This window comes from Pseudoalteromonas sp. DY56-GL79, from assembly GCF_041414765.1.
Taxonomy (GTDB): Bacteria; Pseudomonadota; Gammaproteobacteria; order Enterobacterales; family Alteromonadaceae; genus Pseudoalteromonas; species Pseudoalteromonas piscicida.
Window position 1 is genome coordinate 26031 of sequence record NZ_JANHZS010000023.1, and the last position, 23756, is coordinate 49786.

Genomic DNA, 23756 nt, shown 5'->3' on the forward strand with positions numbered 1-23756 from the left:
TTAAAACTCGACCTCTTCAATTTCACAGTCAACACGTTGAGTTAATCGTTGTTGTAATTCTTTTTTCGTTATAATTACGTCGCAAAGTTGCGCCAGTTCACGGATATAAGGGCTCTCATATAGTGCTTGCAGCTCCAAAGTAATATCAAACTCCCTTTGGATATGGCTAAATAAACGCACCATCAGCAATGAATGGCCACCAATTTCAAAGAAGTTGGCAGTCGTACTGATCGAGCCCACTTCCTGATTCAATAGTTCAGCCCAAATAGCAACAAGGGCATGCTCAGTTTCAGATTCAGGCGCGGTGTACTCGCCAATGACAGCATTATTTTCTGGTTCTGGTAATGCGCGCTTGTCTATTTTTCCATTAGATGTCAGTGGCCAACTAGGTACCACAACCAAAGCACTCGGTACCATGTAGTCAGGTAAATATGCTCCCAACAGAGATCTAAGCTGAGTAATAAAGTCGCTGTGGTTATCGGGATCAATATCCTCACTTGGCTTCACATATCCAATAAGTACTTGTTGAGAATCAACTTCTCTCACCAGCACTACAGCCGAGTCGACACAGTTCTGTTTCGTCAAATGCGCTTCAACTTCACCTGTTTCAATCCTAAATCCGCGGATTTTCACTTGGTCATCAACGCGACCGATATACTCTAAGTTGCCATCGTTTAAATAGCGCACTAAGTCACCGCTGCGATAAATACGTTCAACTTTGCCGAACGGCGAGGTAAATGTAGTGAATTTTTGCTCATTAAGTTCCGGTCTGTTCAGATAACCTCGGGTGACACCAACCCCAGCAATACATAGCTCCCCAACAGCCCCCATCGGCGCAGGCATATCGCCGTTCAGCACAAAGTGTTTAGTATTACTAATTGGTCGTCCAATAAGCACACTGCTACCACAAGTCTGTAGCGAAGCCTCATTACTAATAGTGAAGGTCGTACATCCCACCACCGTTTCTGTTGGTCCATACTCATTAATATATGACGCGTTGGGCAGGCAATGCCGCTGCCACTTTGCTACAACATTTGTCGTTAATTGTTCACCACCAATCACTAGGCTATGAGCTTGCTGACAAGGTGAGCTATCTTCAAATAAAGGGAATAAACCATCTAGATGAGTCGGTGTTAGCTTAAATAACCAGCTATCTCCTTGTTCAAACAAATACCACGCTAATTGCTCGAACATGCTAAGCAAATCTTCAGCGAGTACGACTAATTGTTTGCCTGATATAAGCGGAACAAATAAGCTGGTGACTGTTGCATCAAAGTTCAGCGGCGTACTCATTACAGCACCTTTATGATGAGGCTGTAAGTAATGCTGTCCATATGTGAGATAATTCACTACTCCATGGTGTTCTACTAATACGCCTTTAGGCTTGCCTGTAGAGCCCGATGTATAGATGACGTAGGCCAGATGCTGAGGAGTTAGCTCAATCATTTTCTTATCTAGATTATGATCCGATAGGTGTCTAATCAGACTATAGCTCTCATGCTTTTCATCTAATAATGTATCAAGCGTAAGTAGCGTACATGCGTCATTTTCGAATACAGATTGGAATCGACTTTGCGTCAAGATCAAAGTTAACTCCGCGTCATTAACCATAAACTCTAAGCGATCCCTAGGGTAACTTGGATCAAGTGGTACATAAGCGCCACCCGCTTTCAAAATCGCTAAGATAGCAATTATCATCTCTGGCGATCTTTCAACACTGAGTCCGACCAAGGTATCTGGTACCACTTTACAGCTTTCGACTAAATAGCGAGCAAGTTTGTTGGCTTTGTCATTTAGCTGCTTGTATGTCAACTGTGACTGTTGATACTGAATTGCTATCCGCTCTGGATATTGCTCTGCCTGTATTTCGAATAACTCGTGAATACAGCAGGTGTGATCGTACTCGACTTTCGTATGATTAAAATCATCTAATAAAGTGTTAAGCTCAGCCTTTGGAATAACCGATACTTGCTTTAACTCTACACTCTTTTCAATACTGGTGAGAATGTTAGTCAACGCCTCGATAAAGTAGCAGTGCAATCTCTTTGCGCAAACGCCATTGGCTGTTTGCACCGTCACATTAAAAGCGCCCGAAAGGTCGTAATCATCAACATTTACAAAGATTGAGTAGTTGTTTCTTTCGTGAGCGCCTAATACCTCCCAACCGTCAATAAATTCACCTTCGCCTTCCATTTCCAATGAATGGCGATAGTTCAGAACCGAGTTAAATAGGTCACCACCAAATGGCGTTAAATTAAGTACTGAAGAGAGTGGTGTTTGCTCAACATCAATTAGCGCTTGTAACCCACTGGCGACATCTCCAATCATAGAACGTACATTGGTCTTTGCGATCTGTACTTTGAGTGGTAGGGTGTTTATTGCCATGCCCATTGTTCTTTGCGTACTCGCAAAATTATTCAATCGACCCGATAACACTGTACCGAATACCACTTCCGGCTCTCCCGTACATTGTGCTGCAACTTGTGCCCAAACCGTATGGAAAATAGCAGAGATACTATGACCAAGATGTTTTGAGGTTTTACGAAGTTGCTCCCCGAGTGCCATATCAATACGGCCGCTGTAGGTATCCTCAGGTGCCGCTGTGGAGCCTGAAAATAATGTAGTTTTATTTTCCAAGTCACCTAGTAGTTCCTGGAAATACCCGATTCCTTGATCATCACTATTTTTCATCTTCGCATAGGCAACCATATTTCTATATGGTGTCGGTGTCAGTAAATGCTCATCATTGCCCGACATTACTGCGCTGAGCTCTTCAACAAGAATATCTAAACCAATATGATCAATGATGAGATGATGATGCTCTACCAGCACAAGGTATTCATCTGACCCGTTGCTCTTGCCTACTTTCAACTGTAGCAGCGGCCCTTGGTGTAACGAAATTCGAGTAGATTTATGCTGCTCCAACAGCGCACGACCTTCCGCTGTCGTGTCGTAGTTTTCTAACACAACATGTTCGACACAAAGCTCGCCCTGATTCAGTACAACCTGTACAGGCTCAGGTAATCCCTCCCAGAAAAATACGGTTCTTAGCGTGTCATGACGCGCAACTAAACTCTGTAGCGCCGTAATTAATTGCTCTACCAACTCTGCATTAGCAAGCTTTAAAGTAAATGAGGTTAAGTATAAGTCTTCCGTTTTGTCCATTATATGGTGAAAAAGCATCCCCTCTTGTAGCGGGCTTAAAGGGTATATATCCGCAATGTTTTCCTTGCCACCAGGGACTTTACCAATAAGGCTAGACAGCTCGACATTATTTAAAGACACCATATTTAGTTTTTCAACCGTGACATCTTTCGGAGCTGTTATCGGGTTTATTGGTGCCACAAACTCGCTATTCTCGCCATCAAGCTGTGTTACCTTTTTCGCTAACTGCTGGATTGAAATTGGCTGCAGAATATCCGTGATAGTTACAAACAACCCTTGTAACTTAAGCTGTGCTTGCACATTAAGAGCCAATAGCGAATGGCCACCTAATTCATAAAAGCTACTCGTAGTGCTAATAACATCACATTCTTGTTGAAGTACCTCAGCGTAAACATCAATTATCGCCTTTTCATGCATAGTGCATGGCGCGACATAGTTACCACAGCTAGATGCAATGTCAGGTTTTGGCAATGCTTTCTTATCAATTTTACCGTTTACGGTAAGTGGCCACTCATTGACCACTATAATTACACTGGGCACCATGTAATCTGGAAGCATTGCAGCTAACTGATTTCTGATCTCAGAGCCTGTAGCCACTAAGTCTCTATTATCTAAAGATCTCGCAGACTTAACATAGCCCACCAATTGTTGGCTACCAGCTATGTCTAAAGCCATTACTAGCGCGGAATCGACAGCTTTGAGGTCACTGAGTCTAGACTCGATCTCCCCTAATTCAATTCTAAAACCACGGATTTTAACTTGATCATCAGCTCGTCCAACAAATTCGATGTTGCCATCTGCCAAGTAACGAACAAGGTCTCCTGTACGATATAGGTGTACTGAACTGTTTGAACTAGATTGATCATAAAAAGGGTTCTTTATGAAGCGCTCAGCCGTTAGTTCCTCCCGCTTGAAATAACCTCTAGCTAAACTAGCACCACCAACATACAACTCCCCGATGCAACCAAAAGGAACTAAGTTTTGCTCCTCATCAAGAATATATGCAGTATTGTTATTGATAGGACGACCTATTGGCGCACCATGCTCAACCGCCGATAGTTCGCAAGCAGTTGCGTATACAACAGCTTCTGTTGGCCCATATACATGCATCAGGCTAACATTTGGATAGGCTTCTTTGAAACGCTCTACGTTTTTAACATCACAACGCTCCCCGCCAAATAATACTTGCTCTATCTTTGTATTAGCAAAAGCATTATTTTCCACTAATACATTAAACAATGCCGTGGTTGTAAATAGGTTGGTGATCCCATCACGCGAGATTTGAGTATGAAATTGCTGTGCATCAAGCGCAATATCTTGCGGATAGATATACAAAGAAGAACCATTAGTCAGACTAAAAAACAAGTCATACACAAACGCATCAAAAGCATGTGAGGATAAACTAGCCACTTTTGTTGATAAACCTACTTCGGCATACGTAGGTGAGGAAACAAATGCGACTACCCCGTGATGTTCAACCATCACTCCTTTTGGCTGACCTGTAGAGCCAGAGGTATATATCAAGTACGCTAAGCTATCTGCAGCAATATCTACATTCGGATTCTTTCGGCTGTATTGGTTACTAAGCACAGCTTCCGTATTTGCCACAATTTCATCAAGGGCAAGTATCGCTCCATTAAAGTGTGTCAAAGCAGAGCAAAGATGCGCCTGGCTTAAAATCAGACTAATGCCAGTATCTTCGCACATATACGTTAGACGCTCTTTTGGATAGCTTGGATCTAATGGTACATAGGCGCCACCAGCTTTCAGAATAGCCAAAATGCCTACAACCATTTCTAAAGAACGACCAACACATAGTCCAACAGGCATCTCTGCACAAACACCGTGTTCCTCAATCAAATAGTGAGCCAGCTCATTCGCTTTTTCATTTAATGCTTGGTAGGTCAGCTGCTCACGACCAAATACCACCGCTACCTTCTCTGGATGTAACTCAGCTTGATGCTCAATTAGTTCGTGAATACAAGCAGATTTTGAAAATTCAGTCGCAGTTTTATTCAACTCCTCAACCAAAAAGTGGGTTTCATTGTCACTCAGCAGATCAATTTGTGAAAGCGCACAATCATCATGATCAGCTGCAACAAGTTGCTCTAACACGGCAATAAAATGAGTTGCCATTGAGCTAATAAACGATTGTTCAAATAACTTAGTTGCAAAATGCCACTGACAAGAAATCTCACCTTTGCTTTCAACACAATTTAAATGTAGCTGAAGGTCTGTAAGCTTTTGCTCAGGATCTAGTATTTCAATATCCATACCGCCAAGTTGCTGCACGCTGGACTCAAATGCTGAGTAAGTAAACATCACTTGAGTTAGCAATTCATTATCCAGAGAAGATACTTTAAGGATCTCATTCAAAGGCAAAGCTTTGTGAGTCATGACCTGATTTAACATGTCCTGATATCTAGGTAATGCAAGCGCTAGCGTTTCTGATTGCGCACATTCAAAGCGGATTGGAAGCGTGTTAACAAAATACCCAACTAATGGTTGCAGTTCCGCTTCGTCTCTATTAGCAACAGGTGTACCTATAACTACATCTTTTTGCTGGCTGTATTTGGTTAGTAGCAACGTAAATGCAAACTGGAATAGGGTATACATAGTTGTGTTGTATTTGTTACACAGCTGTTTGAGTGTCTTACCCAGGTGAGAAGCAACAGGTACTGTCACAGTCTCGGCTACCAACGGTGAATTATTGGTGTGACTAAACTGCGCAAGATTTAGTGACTCACACTCCCCACTGAGATAAGTTGACCAAAACTCTCTGTCAATTTCCGCATTTTCGTGGCTGAGATAAAAATCCTGCCATAGGCTAAAATGTCCATATTCATGGGTAAGTGTTGGTAACTCGAATTCTTTACCATTCACCAGTGCAGTGTAAACAGAATTCAACTCTCTGTTGATAAGTTCAAGAGACCACCCATCCGTCGCTATGTGATGGCATTTAATAAGAAGATAATGTACCTCTTCAGACTGGCTCACTACAGAAGCTTTTAGCAAAACATCTTTATCCAACGCGAATTCATGTTGTTGGAACTCACTGATAATCGTATCAAGCAATTGCCCTTGATCTCCTTCACCTGCCGAATACACAGGCAGCGAAAATGCCGGCTGAGATTGGCAAGTTGTGGTTGGTACACCATTGTTATCGTGATACGTCATACGTAACTGTTTATGCCTCATAACCAGTACACGCAACGCTTGCTCCAGTACATCGGTATTTAATGTTCCGTGTAAGCGCAGGATACGAAAGAAATTATAAGGCTGTCCGGAAGTCAATTGCTCCAGTAACCACATCTGGCGCTGTCCTGTCGAGATAACACCCGTATCATCAAGCGCTTTATCAAAAATTGCTGATTTTTCTTTTTTCAGATCTAGCGTCTTAATGATGTCTATAAGCTGCTGTTTATTCTCTTTAATAAAGCTAATCTGCGCTTGTTGTAGCACGCCTTGCGGGGCATTAACTTTCAGTTGCTCATTGTCCACACTCAAAGCAACATGATTGGTGACACAATAGTCTAAAAAGGTACTAATATTCATAACGCGATTCTTCTTATTTTATGCTTGAGCCATACTTGGCATCGCAGGTTTTGCCAAACTAATTGCTGCGGTGTTCATCATGCTTTTTACCGCACCAGATTCCATTTTGATAACTGAGTCTGCACAGTTGAAATATCTATCATCGTGTGTGATCGCGACCACTAACTTACCCTGAGCTTTTAGCTCTGGCAGCACCTGGGTATAAAAGAAGTCTTTAAACTCAGGATCTTGATCTGCAGCCCACTCATCAAAGATGTAGATATCTTTATCTTCCATTAAAGCAACTAGTAATGCTAAGCGTCTTCGTTGACCATCAGAAAGTTTAGTTGTAGTGAAAATATTGCCGACAAGCTCAGTCTTCCCCGTCAATTTGAACGTTTCCATATATTGCTGAACTTTTTCCCTGTCGATTTTTTCCGTTGGAATATAGAGCTTCTTAAACAAATGATAGTTTGAGAAAATAACACCTACTTTTTCTCGCATTTGCATTAAATTGTTTTCTGTAACAACCGTATCATCAAACTGAACGCAGCCTTTGGTTGGACGGTAGTGGAAGGAAATCAGCTTACTTAATGTTGACTTACCAGAACCATTACCACCCACGATGAAGTATATTTTTCCCTTTTCGAAATTGAGGCTCACCGGCTTGAGCGCAAACGCTTCATCTACTTCATCAGATGTGTATTGATATTGAACCTCTGACAACGACAGTTTAGTCCATTCGGTGTTTTCAACCGTATTTTTGCTAGTACTGTAAACCTCAGGCTCTAGCAATTGTAGTTGGTGCACTCGCTCTAATGACACCTGAGCAATCTTAAGAGTTTGCATCATTGATAAAATACTCGCGATTGGTCCTGTGATGTAGAGCAATGCCATCACCACACCAAAAGCACTTGTACCTGAGCTTAAATACCCAGTTGGTAACAAAAAGACCACTGCGCCAATTACGAAGAAGCAAATCATCTCACTGGCGTTACCCGCCAAGTGAATGATCGCATCACCACGCTTTTCTTGCGATGTTGAGCTCGCTAGCGGCATGGCAATTTCTTCAGCTAAAAATTGCTTTCCTTTCTCATGACTCAGCTTCATTTCATAAGCACCGAAGATCAGCCCTCGGATCCCTTCTTGTAATGCATCTTTATCGTTTCGAGAGCGGGTATACAGCCCTTTAGCAAACAATACGGGAAGTTGAAAAAGTAAAACTCCGATGACAATTGCAACACAAATAAAGGCAAACACTTGTAAGTCTAAATAAGCCAGGTAAGTCAACATTCCCAATACGGTCACTAAAGATACGATCATCATTGGTATAGCAACGGCAGCATTCGTTATTTTATTCACATCATCAACGACGATATTCAGAATCTTAGAAAAGCCTATGCGTTCAACCGTATCAACACCTAAAGCTTGGATGCGTTTTGCAACACTTAACTTTAAATCAGCAGAGGCTGATTTCGCGATATTGTTGACAAAAATTACAGAAGCAACTTTAGTCAATAAAATAGCAGTGACAAAGATGAAAAAACCAGCGCCACCGTCTTCTAACAATACATAATCAGATACAGTAAGAGAATCATCCTCCAGCCCACTCAAAATAAATGGAATAATTAAGCTATATAGGGCACCTGACAGCATCCCAAGCACGACAGCAAAAACAAGTTGTTTCGGCGAGTAATTAAAAAGGAGCCTACTCAGTGAGGTTAGCTTTCTATTTTTATTCATTGTTTTAAGCCTTTTAAAATACTAATTCTTCATTATTTGTTTGATCAACCACAGCGGCGTTGAGTTGCTGCATCTTTTGCTTATCCAGCTCAAGGTCGATTTGCTTCGCACACAAACGTATCGTCGGTGACGTCATAAACGATGCTATTGAGAGGTCGATAGAAAATAGAGCATTTGACTTTGCGACTAACTTACTAGCTAGTAGAGAGTGACCTCCGAGCTCAAAAAAGTTACCTTCCACAGAAATCTCTGGCATCTCAAATAGTTCACTCCATAAACCTTGAAGCGCGACTTCCGTTGCAGTTTCAGGTTCCACATAATCACTTTGTAATTGTGGTATGGGTAGTGACTTACGATCTACTTTTCCGTTGGCGTTTAACGGTAAAGCATCCAAACAACTAAATAGTGTTGGTCTCATTGAAGCTGGAAGTTGCTCATCCATCAGCTCTTTAATTTGCGCTAGTACTTGCTTTTCATCCGCTTCATCTCGGAGACAGAAATAGAGCACAAGAACCGTTTCTGTATCATTTATTGTTTGCGGGTGAACCACACAGCTTTTTACTGCGTGGACTAAATTAACACAGCTTTCAATGTCCCCTAACTCAATACGCACACCTCGTAAACTGATTTGATTGTCTAAGCGGCCATAAAACTCGTAATAACCATCCGAATTTCGCTTGGCTCTATCACCGGTCTTGTAGATACGTTGTGCTAATTTCTGCTCAAAAACAAAATGCTTATTGCTCTGTTCTACATTGTTAACATAGCCAGCAGCAAGCGATAGACCGGCAACACATAACTCACCACTGACGCCATCAGGCTGTCGAGCTCCGTATGGGTTCATCACATAGTAATTGACGTTTGGATGTGGTTGGCCGATACAATAGCCCAATGACTCTACTCTTCTGGCATCATAGCTACTGCTGACCACTGACGATTCGGTCATTCCATACAGCACTCGAATCTCGACGTCGGGTCTCCAATCTCTCAGCTTCTTAAGCAATGCTTCTGGCACCGGCTCTCCACCAACCAACAGCAATCTTAGTGCTGGATAACAACTGTCACCTCGATGCAGTACTTCATCAATCCAAGGAGACATCAAACTTGGTACAGCATGGAGTACAGAGACATTTTGAGTGCGATCTACGAGATTTGGTATTAGCGACACATCTTCTCTGGAAACAATTTCTACTCCTCCTCCGCTAAGCAGCGGCACAAGGATTTCTAGCAGTGATACACCAAAAGCCTGAGAACCTATCGTAGGCATGCTGTCGCTTGCCGAAAAGCCGAAAACATTGCGATTTGCTTCGATAGAGTAAAAGATACTTCCATGCGGAACAGCCACTCCTTTCGGCACCCCAGTTGAACCAGATGTATATAACACGTAGGCAATATCATCCGCTGCTAGTACCGGTAGCTTTGTAGGCTTGCTCCCTTGTAATAGCTGAGAAATGGCTACGATCTCTGGTTGCCAATCCTCCAATACAACATCAAATTCTCCATGTGCAGTAACAATACAACTCAGTTCAGCGTTACTACAAATCTGAGCAATACGCGCTTGCGGATAACTCGGATCGATAGGTACATAAGTCAACCCTGCACGCATAATTGCGAGCATAGAAATCACCATCTCAATCGACTTGTCCATACATACACCTACACGACAACCTGGTGCATAGCCTCGTTGCAATAACGCGCCTGCAGAACGGCTAACACAGTCTTCGAGACTCTCGTAGGTTAATACGTCATCATGATGACGAACAGCTATACATTCTCTGCTTGTTTGCGCTTGTTCAGCAATCAATTCAGGAAGACTCTTAAAACAAGGAAAATCTTGCACTGTCGCGAGTGTCATATCGTCAGTCGCGACAAAGTCAACTTTTGCAAAAGCCCGTTCCGGTGCTGAAATTAACGTCGCAATAAACTGCTCAAAATACTTTCCTAGTTGGACGATCCACTTTCGACTAAACAGCTCGGTGTTATACTCCCAAACAAAAGCTAATTGCTTGCCTTTCGTAAATACATGGATAGAAAAGTCAAACTTTGAGACCTCCTGTTCATTCTTAATAAACTCAACCTGACAATCCTCTAGCTCGAACTGTTCAAGCGCATTGTCTTGTGCAACCAGCATAATTTGCACCAGAGGCAAATGATTTGATTGATATTCAACCTCTGCGCACTTAACTATTTCATCAAACGGAATGTATTGATGTTGCTTTGCTTGCTGAACTAGTCCTTTACATTGCTGTAACGCATCCGCTAGGCCGTCTTCTGCTGAAAATTGAAAACGAAACGGCAAGGTATTTGCGAACATACCTACAGTGTGCCCTACATTATCACAACCGCGATTAGCGTAGACGGAGCCAAACACAACATCTTGACTATCACTCATTCGTGATAGAAAACAAGCAAATAACGATTGCAACATAGAAAATCTAGACACACCATGTTGTTTAGCAACCACTTTTATAGCGCTAGATAATTCAGGACTAAGCAGTTGTTCGGTTCGCTTACCTTTTACCGTCATCCCTGCTGGTCTTTGATTTTGCAGTGGGAAATTATGGCAACTTGGCGCTCCTTGTAATAGTGTCCGCCAATACGCAACACCTTCCTTACCGGCTTCTGAGTTCAGATATTGCTGCTGCCACTCACTAAAATCAGCATATTGGGCTTGGACAGGGTAATGCTGCACATCTCCTTTTGCATAAGCATCGGAAAGTGTTTGAAGTATTATTTTGGCCGAAAAACCATCCGCAGCAATATGGTGGACATTGATACTCAGCACACTGTAGTCCGACAACTCAAAAACATGCGCTCTAATAGGCCACTCGGCCGTTAAATCGAAACGATAATTCGCTTCAACCTGCAGAGCATGCTGCAGCTCAGATTCACAGTCTAATTTAGTATGTGATAATACAAAATCACTCATATTCTGAACTTGCTGTGTGTTATTCGCTTCAACGTATACGGTTCTCAATACATGATGCTGTTCAACTAGTGTCGAAAATGCATGCTGTAATTGATGAATATTCAACTTGCCCACAATTTTGTATGCCACAGGCAAGTTGTAATAAGACTGCTGAGCTAATGACTCCAACAAGTACATGCTTTTTTGGTGACTCGACATCGAAGCCGTATAAGTCTCTCCTCGCGCAATGGTGTTAATATCAAAAACACTATTTTTCGCACCACTTAAGGCAATGATTTCTTGTTTTCGCGCTCTCAACAATGCGATTTCAGATTCTGATAACGCGCTTACGTTACCTTCTAATAACAGCTGACCATTTTGACAGCTCAGTACGACACCTTTACTTGCAAGTAAATCAAATAGCTCAGCTAACCTCATAGCACAAGCACTCCTTCATCCGTAGTTTTAGCTGTTGGCGCAACAAAGTTACGCATTAATGTTACGTAATCAGCCATCGCTCTCACGCTATCTTTTTCAAGTAAATCCCGTTCTTCTAGCTCTAGTTCAACAAATGCTTTTTTCACCTCTGCGGCAATTTCAATTGCAGAGATAGAATCACCACCTACTTGATAAAACTTGGCTTCAACTGAAACCTGTTCAGCTTCTAGGTGATTGCACCAAATTGCGTGGATTTGTTCTTCGATTTCATTTTCAGGCGCGATGTGGAGATCTTCGAAAGCATTTAGCTGAGCACTGAAAAGCGGTGACAATACACCCTGTTGCCAATTTGCCTTTGCTTGCTTTCTTTGGATCTTACCGCTAGAGGTCATTGGGATAGAATAAGGTTTTAGCAATACAACCTCTGTTACCTTCGCTTCGCATTCACGATAAACATGCGCACGAATACTATCACTCACTTCTTGATAATCCGCTTTGCGAAAAGCCTCTCGAGTGAGCTCTGTTACTAATACCAGCGCCTCTTCACCATTCTCTTCCACAGAAAAGGCTGCATTGTACCCGCTACGAACGGCAGGATGTGCTTGACTTGCTGCTAGCTCAATATCTTGTGGATAATGATTTTTCCCTTGGAAGATCACTAAATCTTTATGACGGCCAGTAATGTAAATTTGGTTGTCTTTTAGTAAGCCTAAATCGCCCGTCCTTAGATAAAGAGGCTCACTTTGCTCTCCATTTAATTTTTGATAACTTTGTGCAAAAACCTCTGAAGAAATCTCATCTAATCCCCAGTAGCCACTGGCAACACTGGGCCCTGCAAACCAAACTTCCCCAACAAAGCCATCTTCAAGTTCTCGCTTTGTGTTTGGATCAACGATACATACATGGTGATCTCGTTCAGCAAAACCACAACTGACTAATTTGCTGGTTAGGCCGTCTTTTTCAGCATCAGTTTGCTGTAGTTTAAACTCCCCTAGTGCAACTTTGTCACAGATAATAATATTCGGCGCTTCATCCCGGGTAACGCCAGTAATAAATACGGTTGCTTCCGCCATACCATAGCCGGGATAAAAGCTATTATGCTCAAAGCCACACGCTGCAAACCTCTTAGAGAAAGCATAAAGCGTATCAGCATTTACTGGCTCAGCAGCATTATATGCAACCTTCCATGAAGACAGATCTAACTTACTAATTGCCTCATCAGACACTTTTTTCGTGCAAAGGTTATAAGCGAAGTTAGGAGCACCACACATCGTACCTTTATAATCATGTATCGCTTGCAGCCAATTAATAGGCTCCCTAACGAATGTTGCAGGCGACATCAAAGTCGAGCTCGTGCCAAGATAAACAGGCCATAAGATGGCTGTAATAAGCCCTAAGTCATGAAACAGAGGTAACCAATTTACAAATACATCGTTATCCGTTGCAACGGATGTCTCCGTTAAGTGAGTCACATTACCGATAATATTTTTATGTGAAATCATCACACCTTTTGGTGCACCCGTTGAACCGGATGTGTATTGCAAAAAAGCAACCTGTTCAAACTCTAGTTCACGATTTACGTATAACCCAGTCTCAGGCAGAGCATCCACAGCGACAGCCTTAACCTGCGCTTGCAATGTGACATCATGAGCAAAGCATTCATTGATCTTATCAATTTCAGAGGCAATAGTAAGCGCAACTTTTGCGTTGCAACTCTGAGCAACTTTTGTAATTCGATCTACTTTGCTGCTTTTGCTTGGCTGGTATAGCGGTACCGCAATCACCCCAGCTGCCAAACAAGCGTAAAATGTCACAACATAGTCTAAACCTGATGGGAAAAGTAGCAGTACACACTCACCAGGTGTTGCCTGTTGACGCACTTGTTCCGCTCTCACCTGCACAGCATGCCAAAGCTGAGAGTGTGTCAAACTAACCGGAGATAGATCTTTATCATTCAAAAAACGAAATGCAACTTCGTTTGGTTTGGTTTGGCTATTTTTTTCTAAAAAATCAATAATCGTATACTTCATGACAACCTCTTAATACGCCCCGGCGCGCTCTAACTGTTCAAATAAGTTCTGAATACTGGTTTTTTCAAATTGTGACGTTTGCTGTTTCTTCTCGATAAATTCAAACATAGTTCCAGAGTTCTTATCTCTTAGTGTAAAGATCTGTTTTAATTGGTCGCCAAAGATAACATCGGTAGAAAATGCCAGCCCGGCATCAAGCAGGCGATATCGAGTTTCTTCCAGATTTTCCACTTCGATAGCAACATGTTGCACACCTGGGCCGTATTCATTCACAAAGCGTGATACCTGTGAGGCCTCACTAGTTCCTTGCACTAAGACTATATTGAAACCGTTGCCACACAGCTCAGCAGCTAACATGCCAGAAAACTTACCTTCTACTTCGCGACGTTTTAGCAATTCGAAACCGAGTATCCCACAATAGAAGTCAACGGCTTGATCTAGGTCTCGGACTGCGATAGCAAGATGATCAATACGAGTCGTATGGTCTAATATGTATTTCATTGTTATTTTCCTTTTTCACACATACCGGCGTATAACTAGCTGCCAGTTAAACTAACGTGAGTTTTGATTTTCTTTGTTGAGTATCTTGCTGAAGTGGTAGATCACTTTAACAAGGGTTAATGTTATTTGTTGCCTAGTGGTGGTTATCCCCTAAGCGCTTCCAGCGGTATACCCAGTTAAAATGCACTGGTTCCTCACCCGTTGTGAAAGGTTCTCCCCAAGCAGTTGCGTTATAGGTTGAAACAAGCTCACTGTTGTCGCTGTGTAAGAAGGTAAACTTTCGGATATGGCCAAATTTTAGTTCGTTCTCGCTCGTGCCAATTCGTGACATATGATCCAAACAGCTATCTAGCTCAGTCACTACAGCGCCATCTTTCTTATCACATTCAAAGCTAACCACATCACCTTCATTGGTAATAACCCAGAATCCACTAAAGCTAATTGGTCCGGCTTTAATATCAATTTCACCGTTATCTTTAAAATCAACATCAACGAGTGACAAGCCGTCTGTATTTTCTAGCTTAAAGCGTCCCGGCACCAATGAACTCGGCTCGACATAGCTGCTTGTCAAAAAATCATGACCATATGCTTCATTTTTCTCATTGTAAAAAATTACACTCGACCCACCGAGTACAGAACCAGTAAAGCCCATACTCCACACTGCTCCAGAGTCTAACTTAACCTCCATTTCTTCATCATTCTTATGATTCCAAGTAAAAGGTTGCTCATTATTCAGCGTCATACCACTTGGATCCGTAAAAGCAATTACTCCTGTGTTATCGCTATTAAAGATCACCTCACTTCCCGCACCATCCGCTGAGTGCGCAAAACCAGCAGGTAGCTTCGAGTAATAAGTTTGACCAAAGTTAATGTCAATATCATCTCGAAGTGAAACCGCTTCTGTAAACAACATAGTGTGGCGTTGCCCTGTAATAAATTCGGATAAATCGACCTGAGCTTCTGTTAAATCAGTAGGTAGGTTCAACTCGCGCTGCACAAGGTAATCAATAATATAACCAGCGTTAACCCCTTTTCTCAATTTCACATCACTAATGGTGGTTTTCACATCTAACAATCTGTCCGACTCTCCGGGAATTTTGAACCACTGAGCTTGAGTGATAGTATCTTGATCCATTACTTGTAAAGAAAGTACGTGCCCTTCGGTTGAGAGGTCGCCAATAAACTTACCGTAGCGATGGCTCGATTGCGCACTAATTGGTAAGGTCACGATAATTTGATTTTCACTCAATGTTGTAATTAAAGGGTTATCAAAATTTCCTGATTGTTTAAAAAAGAGTTTGTTCCCTAATGCAGCCAAATCACCGAAGACTGTTCTAATCAGGGAAGTTTTAACCACTTCATCAACAACACCATCCAAATCATTATCTGACTTTATTTCCCATTGCGCAGCGCCAAGCAGCTCTCCCGTTAGCGCAATTGATTTGCGCGCCGTTGTAGTACAGTACTCCAAAGGTACAATGGTACAACTACCATCTATAATGTTAATAGTAATGATACCACTGTCGTCTAAGCTCCAATGAAACTTTTGACTATAGCCTTCAGACACATACATACCAGTTTTTAGCTGTGATTGTTGAACCAGTTGATTTGGAAATACACGGTTATAGTGACTCCCATGAAACTCTATTTTGAGATTCTCACTCTCCCATGCCCCAACAAGATCTAATTCATTTTGCAAGCTGATTTCTTTTTTCTGTTGCGCGACTTGCTGCTCATCATAGTGCTCATCTGAGCAACCTAATAATGTTGCCAGCGCACACGTTAGCCAGATGTATTTCATTGTAGCGATTCTCCTAGTTATTTACTGCAAAGTTGCAGCTTATTTATTCCGTGATTACTTGATATTGCTTTTATGTGCGATCTCACCGCCGAATAAATTGCTAAAGTAACTAACTTCCTCAATAGTTAATTCACCAACAAGCTCCTTCAAAGCGACAAATCGTGCCATATAGTCATATTTATCTTGAATTAAACTTAAGTTTTCTGATAACAGCTTTGCTCGGTTATCTAACACTCGCGAGAACGGCCCAACTCCAGTAAAGTACTCATCTTCAGCACTTTTCAAAGCAAGTTCAGCAGCTTTAACAGCTTCACCATTTGCCATAATTGAACTATGCATAGCATTTAACGTACTAAAGCTTGCAATTATTTGCTGCTTCACTTCATGACCCTTAAGCTGCTTTAAGTAACGTCTTTGCTCAACTGACAATTTCGCAGCCTCACTCGCAGAACTTGTTGCACCTCCACTATAAAGTGGCATTTCTAGATAAACACCTGCGTTCCAGCCACGTCTCTCAAGTGAATCTGTAGCTTTATAGTTATACGTATTGTCATCATCATTGTCAGTGTAGCTCAAACGCCCCGTTACCGTCGGTAAATGCTTTGACTGTTGCGCTTTCAACTTTCGAGCTGCGACACTTTGATCCAACACAGCTAACTTATAATCAAGGTTTTTCTCGTACTTATTTTGTAAAGAAGCTAATTTTTGTTGAGGCTGATGTAAAACGGGCACTTCAGCTGTTAGCACTTGTATGGCACTTACTTCAGTTTGGGTTAATAGTGACAATTTCTCAAAGGCAATACTTAAGTCATTCTGTGCCAGTGCTTCCTGCGCTTTAACTTTTAACTGTTGAGATTCAGACTCTTTCACTTCGCTGATCTTAACCAGTCCAAAAGCATATCGACTGTTTATAATGTTATTCTGATCCGCGTAAGCACCTAACGTTTCCTGAATAAACAATAGCTTTTCTCGTGCTTTTACAACTTCAAAATAAGCAACCAAATAATCATTTGTGTAGTTAGATACGGCTTTTTGGAACCGAACTTTTGCTTGTATCGTATTGAGCTTACTTGCTTCGAAGTTATGATACGTAGATAGATCGAATAATAACTGGTCGACACTTAGCTCTACTTGTCGACTATCCGTTGTCGATTTTTGCTCTGCTTGATAACGTAGCAAATTATCACTTGAAGACCAACTCTCTTGATCTGTGTATCTTACATTAGCTGTTAGTTTTAAATTAGGTAGAAACTGCGCAAAAGATTGCTTTTCCCCCTCGATCCCCGCAAGGTAAGCTGATTGTTCAGCATTCACAGCTAAATTTTTTTCAGCTCCTTTTTGATAGAGATCGAGCAACAAATCTGCATGTGCCTCACTACACAAAGAAAAAGCAGTACATAGACATATTATTTTAAGTTTCAACGAAACCTCCAAAAACACCTTACATCTCACGAGTGAGACATTATTTTGAATTCAAAATGATGGTTAACTACTCAGTAATAGCCTGATTGGCTACATTGGAATTAACACACAGCCTCAACTTTTCGAGAGATAAAGGTTTCCTCGAAAAATGTATTTAGCTTATCGATAACTTGCGTTGAGTGAGTATCGATAAAAAAGTGCCCCCCTTCAAAAGCATGACAATCAAACTCAAGGAATAAATCGGCCCACATTTCAATTTCTTTCGTTGATACCGCATCCTTTTTCCCATAAAACACTGTAACCGCAGAGGGAACCGTGGTTTTGCCTTGATATGAGTACTGCCCAGCTACTTTAAAATCGGCACGAAGCATGGGTAAATATAGTTCCATAAGTTCACGATGCTCCAATATTTCCTTGGGTGTACCATTCATTTTCTCTAGCTCCAACATAAACTCTGGATCTGCATATTCATAAACTCTATCTTTGAAACACTGTCGCTGAGGACCTGCACTACCTGATGCAAAAAAATGTTGTGGCGCTCTCAACCCAAGCGCTAATGCTCTTCGTGCAACTTCGAAACCGATACGACTCCCCAAACTATGACCAAAAATCACATAATCATTAGATAACAGATGGCTAATGTTTGGAACAAGCCCATCAATCAACTCATCCATATTGTCTATTGGTGCCTTATCAAAGTGCGCTCCTCTTCCTGGTAGTTGAATAATATGCACTTCAACATGATCCGGCAATAATTTGGGCCAGGAACTAAACGAACCAGCGCTTCCTCCTGCGTAAGGAAAACATATTAGTTTAACAGTAGCCTTGGGTCTTGGACTTGGTGTTACATACCACTTATTCATCTATATACTCCCTAGAAACACCTTAAGCATTTAATTAAGTTGCTGACTCAATTGCTCTAAATCCATCTCCAGTTGAAGGCTCACAGCTTGAGATTGTAAAAAGACGCCATCTAAACCATCAACTTTGCCGCGAGAATAACCTTGCTCATATGCCCATTTAATAAGTTGTAATTCTTTGCTTGATAACGATTTCGCAATTGGCATGCTGCGCCCCTTAGTTTTGTTGTAGAGTTTTACGTATTGTTTTTCTTCTGCTTTATCGAACATTTCAGCTACACCTCTGCTTCATTACACAAATATAGTGAAGCTGTTAATTGAAATGCCTCACCGTTTCGACAACACAAACATTACAGCTAATTCAGCACTTTTGGTAATTATGAAATGTTATTAAATCTCGTAGAAGAAAAAACATAAGATTTTGAATGTTATAGATATTTTTTGTTTTCTAAGAATCTAATGAAATAATAATTGCTGTAAAAGTGCTAGCTTTTGTACTAAAAACCTGTCCAAAGCCACGAATAGCGCGACTTTACACTGAATTATGATAATTTATTCAATATTAGGCGTATTTATAAGCACCAAAAAATAGTGAGTAGTCATAGTTCAAAAAACCAAAAGAAACAAAAACATATCAATAAAATTCAAACACTTAGACTTAATACTTATTGGGAAATCAATTCTTATCACAAGCACCCAAGCAAAATGTCTAGCCAATTTTTGCTTTCAATTTTCAAAAAAAAAATAATAATGGAAACTAAAAAAAGATGCTTTACACCAGTGAATAAATTTAGGTAGTAGCCTAACTAAATCGGCTTTGCTACAATGAATCAAAATATTGGAGTCCTCATTCTTAGGTCCAAAGCAGATACGTAATACGCAATGCATACCAAGCTTGGTCTTGCAGTTGTCTTTTATGCGCTCAGTCTATCGCTACCAGACCTGTTGTATTCCACTTTTAATTACTTAATTGAGCATAATTTCAATGTCTGAAAAACTAGAACAACTTATTTTATCCAACGTGAACAATAAAGAGCTGTTTCACTCAGAGACATACGAATATCAATCGTTATTTCTCAGTTCAATCACCCCTGATGCGTCAAATGCTAGATTTCTGCCATGTATTTTTTTGGAGGATGAACACGCCAAACAGTTTGTGACACGTAATATATCTAAAAATCAACTAAGTAAGATATATCAAGCTGAAGATCATGTCTTGATAGGAAAATCCTGCATCATTAACTGCCTAAAATATGGTAGTCCAGAATGGAAGAAAGCGAACTCAACTATAGAATCAATTGTAGAGTTAGGTGAAAACATCGCAGTATCAGAAATGATCCAGGCGCCCACTGTATATCCAGTAGCAGACGGCAGATACCAAATTCTAACAGGCCACCGGCGATTCTTTGCTCTTGTTTTCGCATATGGTTTTGGCCATGTTGCACAATTTAAAGTCTACGAGAGGAAACCCCTACTAGCCAAGGTAAAACAGTTTCAAGAAAATGCCAGCCGAGAAGATCTGCCTCAATATGGAAAGCTTCAGGCATTTCTATCTGCGATGATGGAAATAGATACACTTGATCAAGCACGGCTGAAAGTAGGTGAAAAGAAGCTAACTGTAAGAGACAAAGCTAAAAACTTGGGTATCTCGATGGGTGCTTTTGATAATTACAATGTTCTTACAAGATACCCTGAAGTTATCAATGCTTACGAAAAAGGCTTATCTCACTCTTTCGTCAGTACAAAGAAAACCGTACTAAGCATCGAAAATGATTACAAAGAAAAACACCAAAAAACCCAATTAAATCTCACAGATAGAAAGAATATCGGTGAAGTAATAAAACAAAAGCTCACGGGGCAGAAACCGAGTTCAACCAAACCAAAAGCGTTCAACATTAAAGGAATTTCTTCTCCAGATGTGCTTAAAGCCCTATTGTTCACTGATGTTTCGACACTAGATACCCAGATAGATTGGGAACAATTGAACTGGCAAGACAGCCAAAGTGTCAATGATGCCATCACGCAATTAATTAAGTGTATAAATTCACGAGAGATAAAAGAGTAAGTAATACGCCCAGTGAAGTAAGGCTTGATAAGGATTGTACGAGCCTTCAAAACTCTCGCTTTTGGTAGTAACCATAGCAACAAAAGGCAACAATACAGAGCCAAGCTAATGCAATGAAGCTTAGTATTGCAAAAATACTAAAGAGTAACCAGCGACCATAATGTAGATCCAGCCCGAATAGTAATGTTATCAGTAACCAGCATATAATTAGGAAGTATATTCCCCAACGGGGATGGCAAGTTTTAAAAAAGTTTCTTACTGTCAAGTTTACAATTTTTTGGCACGAAGCCCCAGCCAACTTATGTGCAGCTACCTCAACCTTTTTATGAGCGATTAAGCTTAGTAACATATTCAAAATAGAAGCATAAGCTATCACCATTAACAATAATATACTCTGCTTTATTAAGTGCTCAAAAGTCTTTAGTTGGACATCTTTAGCTATATATTCCCAACCGTAGACCATTATTACCGTTATGCAACTCACGGTCACACTTTGTATTAGAAATACAATGTTAGCTATGCGGCTTTGCAGCACGGGATATGAATACTTGGTAGCAAGTACACGAGAGTAATCAACAGACGCAGCAAGGATAGCTGGATAAGTGTTAGATATAAAAACAACTGAAAACATGATAAATAGTAAACAACATATCGTTGAAACGGAGTAAGTTTGAATGGTCAGACCTAATGTAAAGACGCTAAAGTACAAAGCAAAGCATTCAATGAACACCAAAGAAACTAAACCAGCAAGAAATGTGAAAGGCACGCTCTCAAGTAAAAGCAAGCTAATGAAATCTACTTGAGTCGCTCCCAAGATTTTTCGGATGGTCATTTCTCTAGCTCTTGACTTAACGTACACCAAATTTGTACAGAGAGAGTTTAACAATATAACTATCAATACTACACCACTGAAGCCTACGCCTAATAGTTGAAATATAAAAACTTCTGTAGACTGAGTAATCAAAATTGAAAGTGTAATTACTGTAAAGCCCATAACGAGACATACGAAGTTAAATATAAAATAGCCAATCGTAAACGGCTTGAAGATACGTGAGGTGATCGATGCACTTTCCAACTTACTGCTTCCTATTGCCATGCTTAAGTTAAGGCATAATTCTTTGCTTTCCTGAGCATTGACAACGGTTCCTTGTGCCATGAAAAATGTGTTTATCGAAGAACGAAACACAAACTACGTGTTATGCGACTCCTGGTAATGTATTTACATTATTGATATCTAACATAACTTGGCCATCGAGCAATCGTATTTTCCGACTAGCAAAATCACTTTCACTTTCAGAATGAGTGACCATGATAATAGTTGCACCTGCACGATTGCATGCTTGCAACATCTGCAAAATTTCTGTGCTATTGTTAGAATCTAAATTCCCTGTGGGCTCATCGGCTAAGATCACTTTAGGTTCAGTAACTAGTGCCCTTGCAATCGCAACCCTTTGTTGTTGTCCACCGGATAACTGGGTAGGTAAATGCCCAGCTCGATGGTTCATACCAACACGCTTTAGTACTGCTTCAACTTTTTCTTTTCTTAGTGCAACAGGAGTGTTTTGATAAAGTAGCGGCAGTTCTACATTTTCATATACGCTTAACTCGTCAATCAAATTGAAACTCTGGAAAATAAAACCAACAGAACCTCTTCTTAATTCAGCTAACTGCCTTTCATTGTATTCAATGATATTATGGCCAAAGAAGCGTATCTTCCCAGAAGTTGGTTTATCAAGCATCCCCAAAATAGACAATAGGGTTGATTTGCCGCATCCAGATGGCCCCATTATGGCTAGAAACTCTCCTTGATTGATGTGTAAGCTCACCTCGTGTAGCGCCGTTGTTTCAAGCAATCCAGATTGAAACTTCCGACCTAAATTCTCAAGTTCAATCGTCACTTTTTTGCCTCCATTTTGTCGTTTCAAATTGTAAGCGATGTGCTCATAACAATGTAAAAACATGGTTGACACCTACTGCACCTAACAAGTAACTTTATAGATTACTGTAAATTCACTTACGTTCCGCAATATTGATTCCACGAGATTTTATGCAATCCGCTTTATCAAAGTAAAAATTAACTTCTTGCTGAGGATCGAGCCCAAGCAACTGGCTATTATAAGAGGGCAGTTCAAATGTCGTGAGCAAATGCTCTCCTGTAAACTTAGTCACAGTGAGTTCAACTTCTTCATTATTCAAGCAAAGCCAAAATGATCCATCAATCTGTGTTTGATCATACTGTGCCATATGAAGATCGACGACTGCCAATACTTTAGAACTAGAGATAATTGAAACCAAAGATCCTACTTTTACCTCTTTATTCAATTCATCATTCCCCATGATAAATTTTACAAACCCATCTTCTTGCGCTCTCACATCCTTAGTTTGCGCTCCATGACCTGATTGATATTTTAATAATGTTTGCCCCTCTTCCACACGCTCTCCTGGCTTCACAGGAAACTCAACAACTAAAGCGTCTTCTTGAAAGTAATAAAATACCTCCGCTGGTTTTGTGACTTGAATATTCCCTATCAAATGTGATGCTGTAAGCATCAATAGCGGTGCCAAACTAATGGAACTCAATACGTTCTCCTTGATGTTAAGATAAAATAGTGACTTACTTTTCCTACCTGTTCAGGTTCCAGTTCCTTTGTGTTGCTGAATAACTGATGGTTAACCTGTTGTGTAGCTTGTAAAATCATGTGTAATTGCTTCATTCGTGCCTTCTTCAGCACCGTTATTTTCCTGAGGTGGATAAAGTTCAGCCCCACCTGCAATCTTACGGGTGTGAAGAAGTTCAATACCTTTGGCATTTGAAAGCTTTTTTAGTTGTTTCTTTTTTAGTGTTAGCAACATGATGTTATTCCTGCGTTTTATTTCGTTATTATGTTTTTATACTTTTTATTCTGTTGCTCGATTATCAGCCTGTTGTGTAGCTTGTATAATCATGGGTAATTGCTTCATTCGTGCCTTCTTCAGCACCGTTATTTTCCTGGGGTGGATAAAGTTCAGCCCCGCCTGCAATCTTACGAGTGTGAAGAAGTTTAATACCTTTGGTATTTGAAAGCTTTTTTAGTTGTTTCTTTTTTAGTGTTAGCAACATGATGTTATTCCTGCATTTTATTTTGTTATTATGTTTTTATACTTTTTATTCTGTTGCTCGATTATCAGCCTGTTGTGTAGCTTGTATAATCATGGGTAATAGCTTCATTCGTGCCTTCTTCAGCACCGTTATTTTCCTGGGGTGGATAAAGTTCAGCCCCGCCTGCAATCTTACGAGTGTGAAGAAGTT

The 23756-nt window shown here is 40.7% G+C and carries 15 protein-coding genes; 1 reads left to right on the plus strand and 14 read right to left on the minus strand.

Features of this window, described 5'->3' with window-relative positions:
* The 9 genes from NO992_RS16675 to NO992_RS16715 all read right to left on the minus strand — a co-directional run bounded on the left by NO992_RS16675 (position 1) and on the right by NO992_RS16715 (position 18672).
* Positions 1 to 6720 (minus strand): amino acid adenylation domain-containing protein, encoded by a 6720-nt coding sequence (locus tag NO992_RS16675; protein WP_371379110.1) that lies wholly within the window; start codon positions 6718 to 6720, stop codon positions 1 to 3.
* Positions 6721 to 6738: 18 nt separating this feature from the next.
* Entirely contained in the window at positions 6739 to 8442 is a 1704-nt protein-coding gene (locus NO992_RS16680) for a cyclic peptide export ABC transporter (protein ID WP_253106350.1), read from the minus strand.
* Positions 8443 to 8455: 13 nt separating this feature from the next.
* Entirely contained in the window at positions 8456 to 11788 is a 3333-nt protein-coding gene (locus NO992_RS16685; protein ID WP_371379114.1) for an amino acid adenylation domain-containing protein, read from the minus strand.
* Positions 11785 to 13818 (minus strand): AMP-binding protein, encoded by a 2034-nt coding sequence (locus NO992_RS16690; RefSeq protein WP_010376911.1) that lies wholly within the window; start codon positions 13816 to 13818, stop codon positions 11785 to 11787. Before NO992_RS16690 ends, NO992_RS16685 begins: the two co-directional genes overlap by 4 nt.
* 9 nt (positions 13819 to 13827) lie before the next feature.
* Positions 13828 to 14319 (minus strand): VOC family protein, encoded by a 492-nt coding sequence (locus NO992_RS16695; protein ID WP_010376909.1) that lies wholly within the window; start codon positions 14317 to 14319, stop codon positions 13828 to 13830.
* Positions 14320 to 14452: 133 nt separating this feature from the next.
* Positions 14453 to 16120: a hypothetical protein gene (locus tag NO992_RS16700; RefSeq protein WP_010376908.1), complete on the minus strand. Its 1668-nt coding sequence runs from the start codon at positions 16118 to 16120 to the stop codon at positions 14453 to 14455.
* A gap of 54 nt (positions 16121 to 16174) precedes the next feature.
* Positions 16175 to 17542 carry a TolC family protein gene (locus tag NO992_RS16705; RefSeq protein WP_248694205.1) on the minus strand — a complete coding sequence of 456 codons (1368 nt, stop codon included), beginning with the start codon at positions 17540 to 17542 and terminating at the stop codon, positions 16175 to 16177.
* Between the two features lie 101 nt (positions 17543 to 17643).
* Positions 17644 to 18405 (minus strand): thioesterase II family protein, encoded by a 762-nt coding sequence (locus NO992_RS16710; protein WP_010376904.1) that lies wholly within the window; start codon positions 18403 to 18405, stop codon positions 17644 to 17646.
* Positions 18406 to 18435: 30 nt separating this feature from the next.
* A complete protein-coding gene (locus tag NO992_RS16715; RefSeq protein WP_010376902.1) occupies positions 18436 to 18672 on the minus strand; it encodes a hypothetical protein in 237 nt (78 codons plus the stop codon).
* 715 nt (positions 18673 to 19387) lie between these two features.
* On the opposite strand from NO992_RS16715, the gene NO992_RS16720 reads away from it, so the two are divergent.
* Positions 19388 to 20467, plus strand: a complete 1080-nt coding sequence (locus tag NO992_RS16720; RefSeq protein ID WP_253106345.1) for a hypothetical protein — start codon at positions 19388 to 19390, stop codon at positions 20465 to 20467.
* A gap of 46 nt (positions 20468 to 20513) precedes the next feature.
* On the opposite strand, the gene NO992_RS16725 is transcribed toward NO992_RS16720, so the two are convergent.
* From NO992_RS16725 to NO992_RS16745, 5 genes are all read right to left on the minus strand, one after another.
* A complete protein-coding gene (locus NO992_RS16725) occupies positions 20514 to 21623 on the minus strand; it encodes an ABC transporter permease (protein WP_371379120.1) in 1110 nt (369 codons plus the stop codon).
* Positions 21624 to 21663: 40 nt separating this feature from the next.
* On the minus strand, positions 21664 to 22428 hold the full coding sequence (locus tag NO992_RS16730) for an ABC transporter ATP-binding protein (RefSeq protein ID WP_010376898.1): 765 nt from the start codon (positions 22426 to 22428) through the stop codon (positions 21664 to 21666).
* Between the two features lie 49 nt (positions 22429 to 22477).
* Positions 22478 to 23047, minus strand: a complete 570-nt coding sequence (locus tag NO992_RS16735) for a hypothetical protein (protein WP_253106340.1) — start codon at positions 23045 to 23047, stop codon at positions 22478 to 22480.
* A 90-nt stretch (positions 23048 to 23137) separates the two neighbouring features.
* The gene (locus tag NO992_RS16740) at positions 23138 to 23320 is read right to left on the minus strand and encodes a hypothetical protein (protein ID WP_010376894.1); all 183 of its coding nucleotides are present in this window, start codon (positions 23318 to 23320) and stop codon (positions 23138 to 23140) included.
* 64 nt (positions 23321 to 23384) lie between these two features.
* Entirely contained in the window at positions 23385 to 23567 is a 183-nt protein-coding gene (locus NO992_RS16745; RefSeq protein WP_371379125.1) for a hypothetical protein, read from the minus strand.
* Between the last annotated feature and the right edge of the window lie 189 nt (positions 23568 to 23756).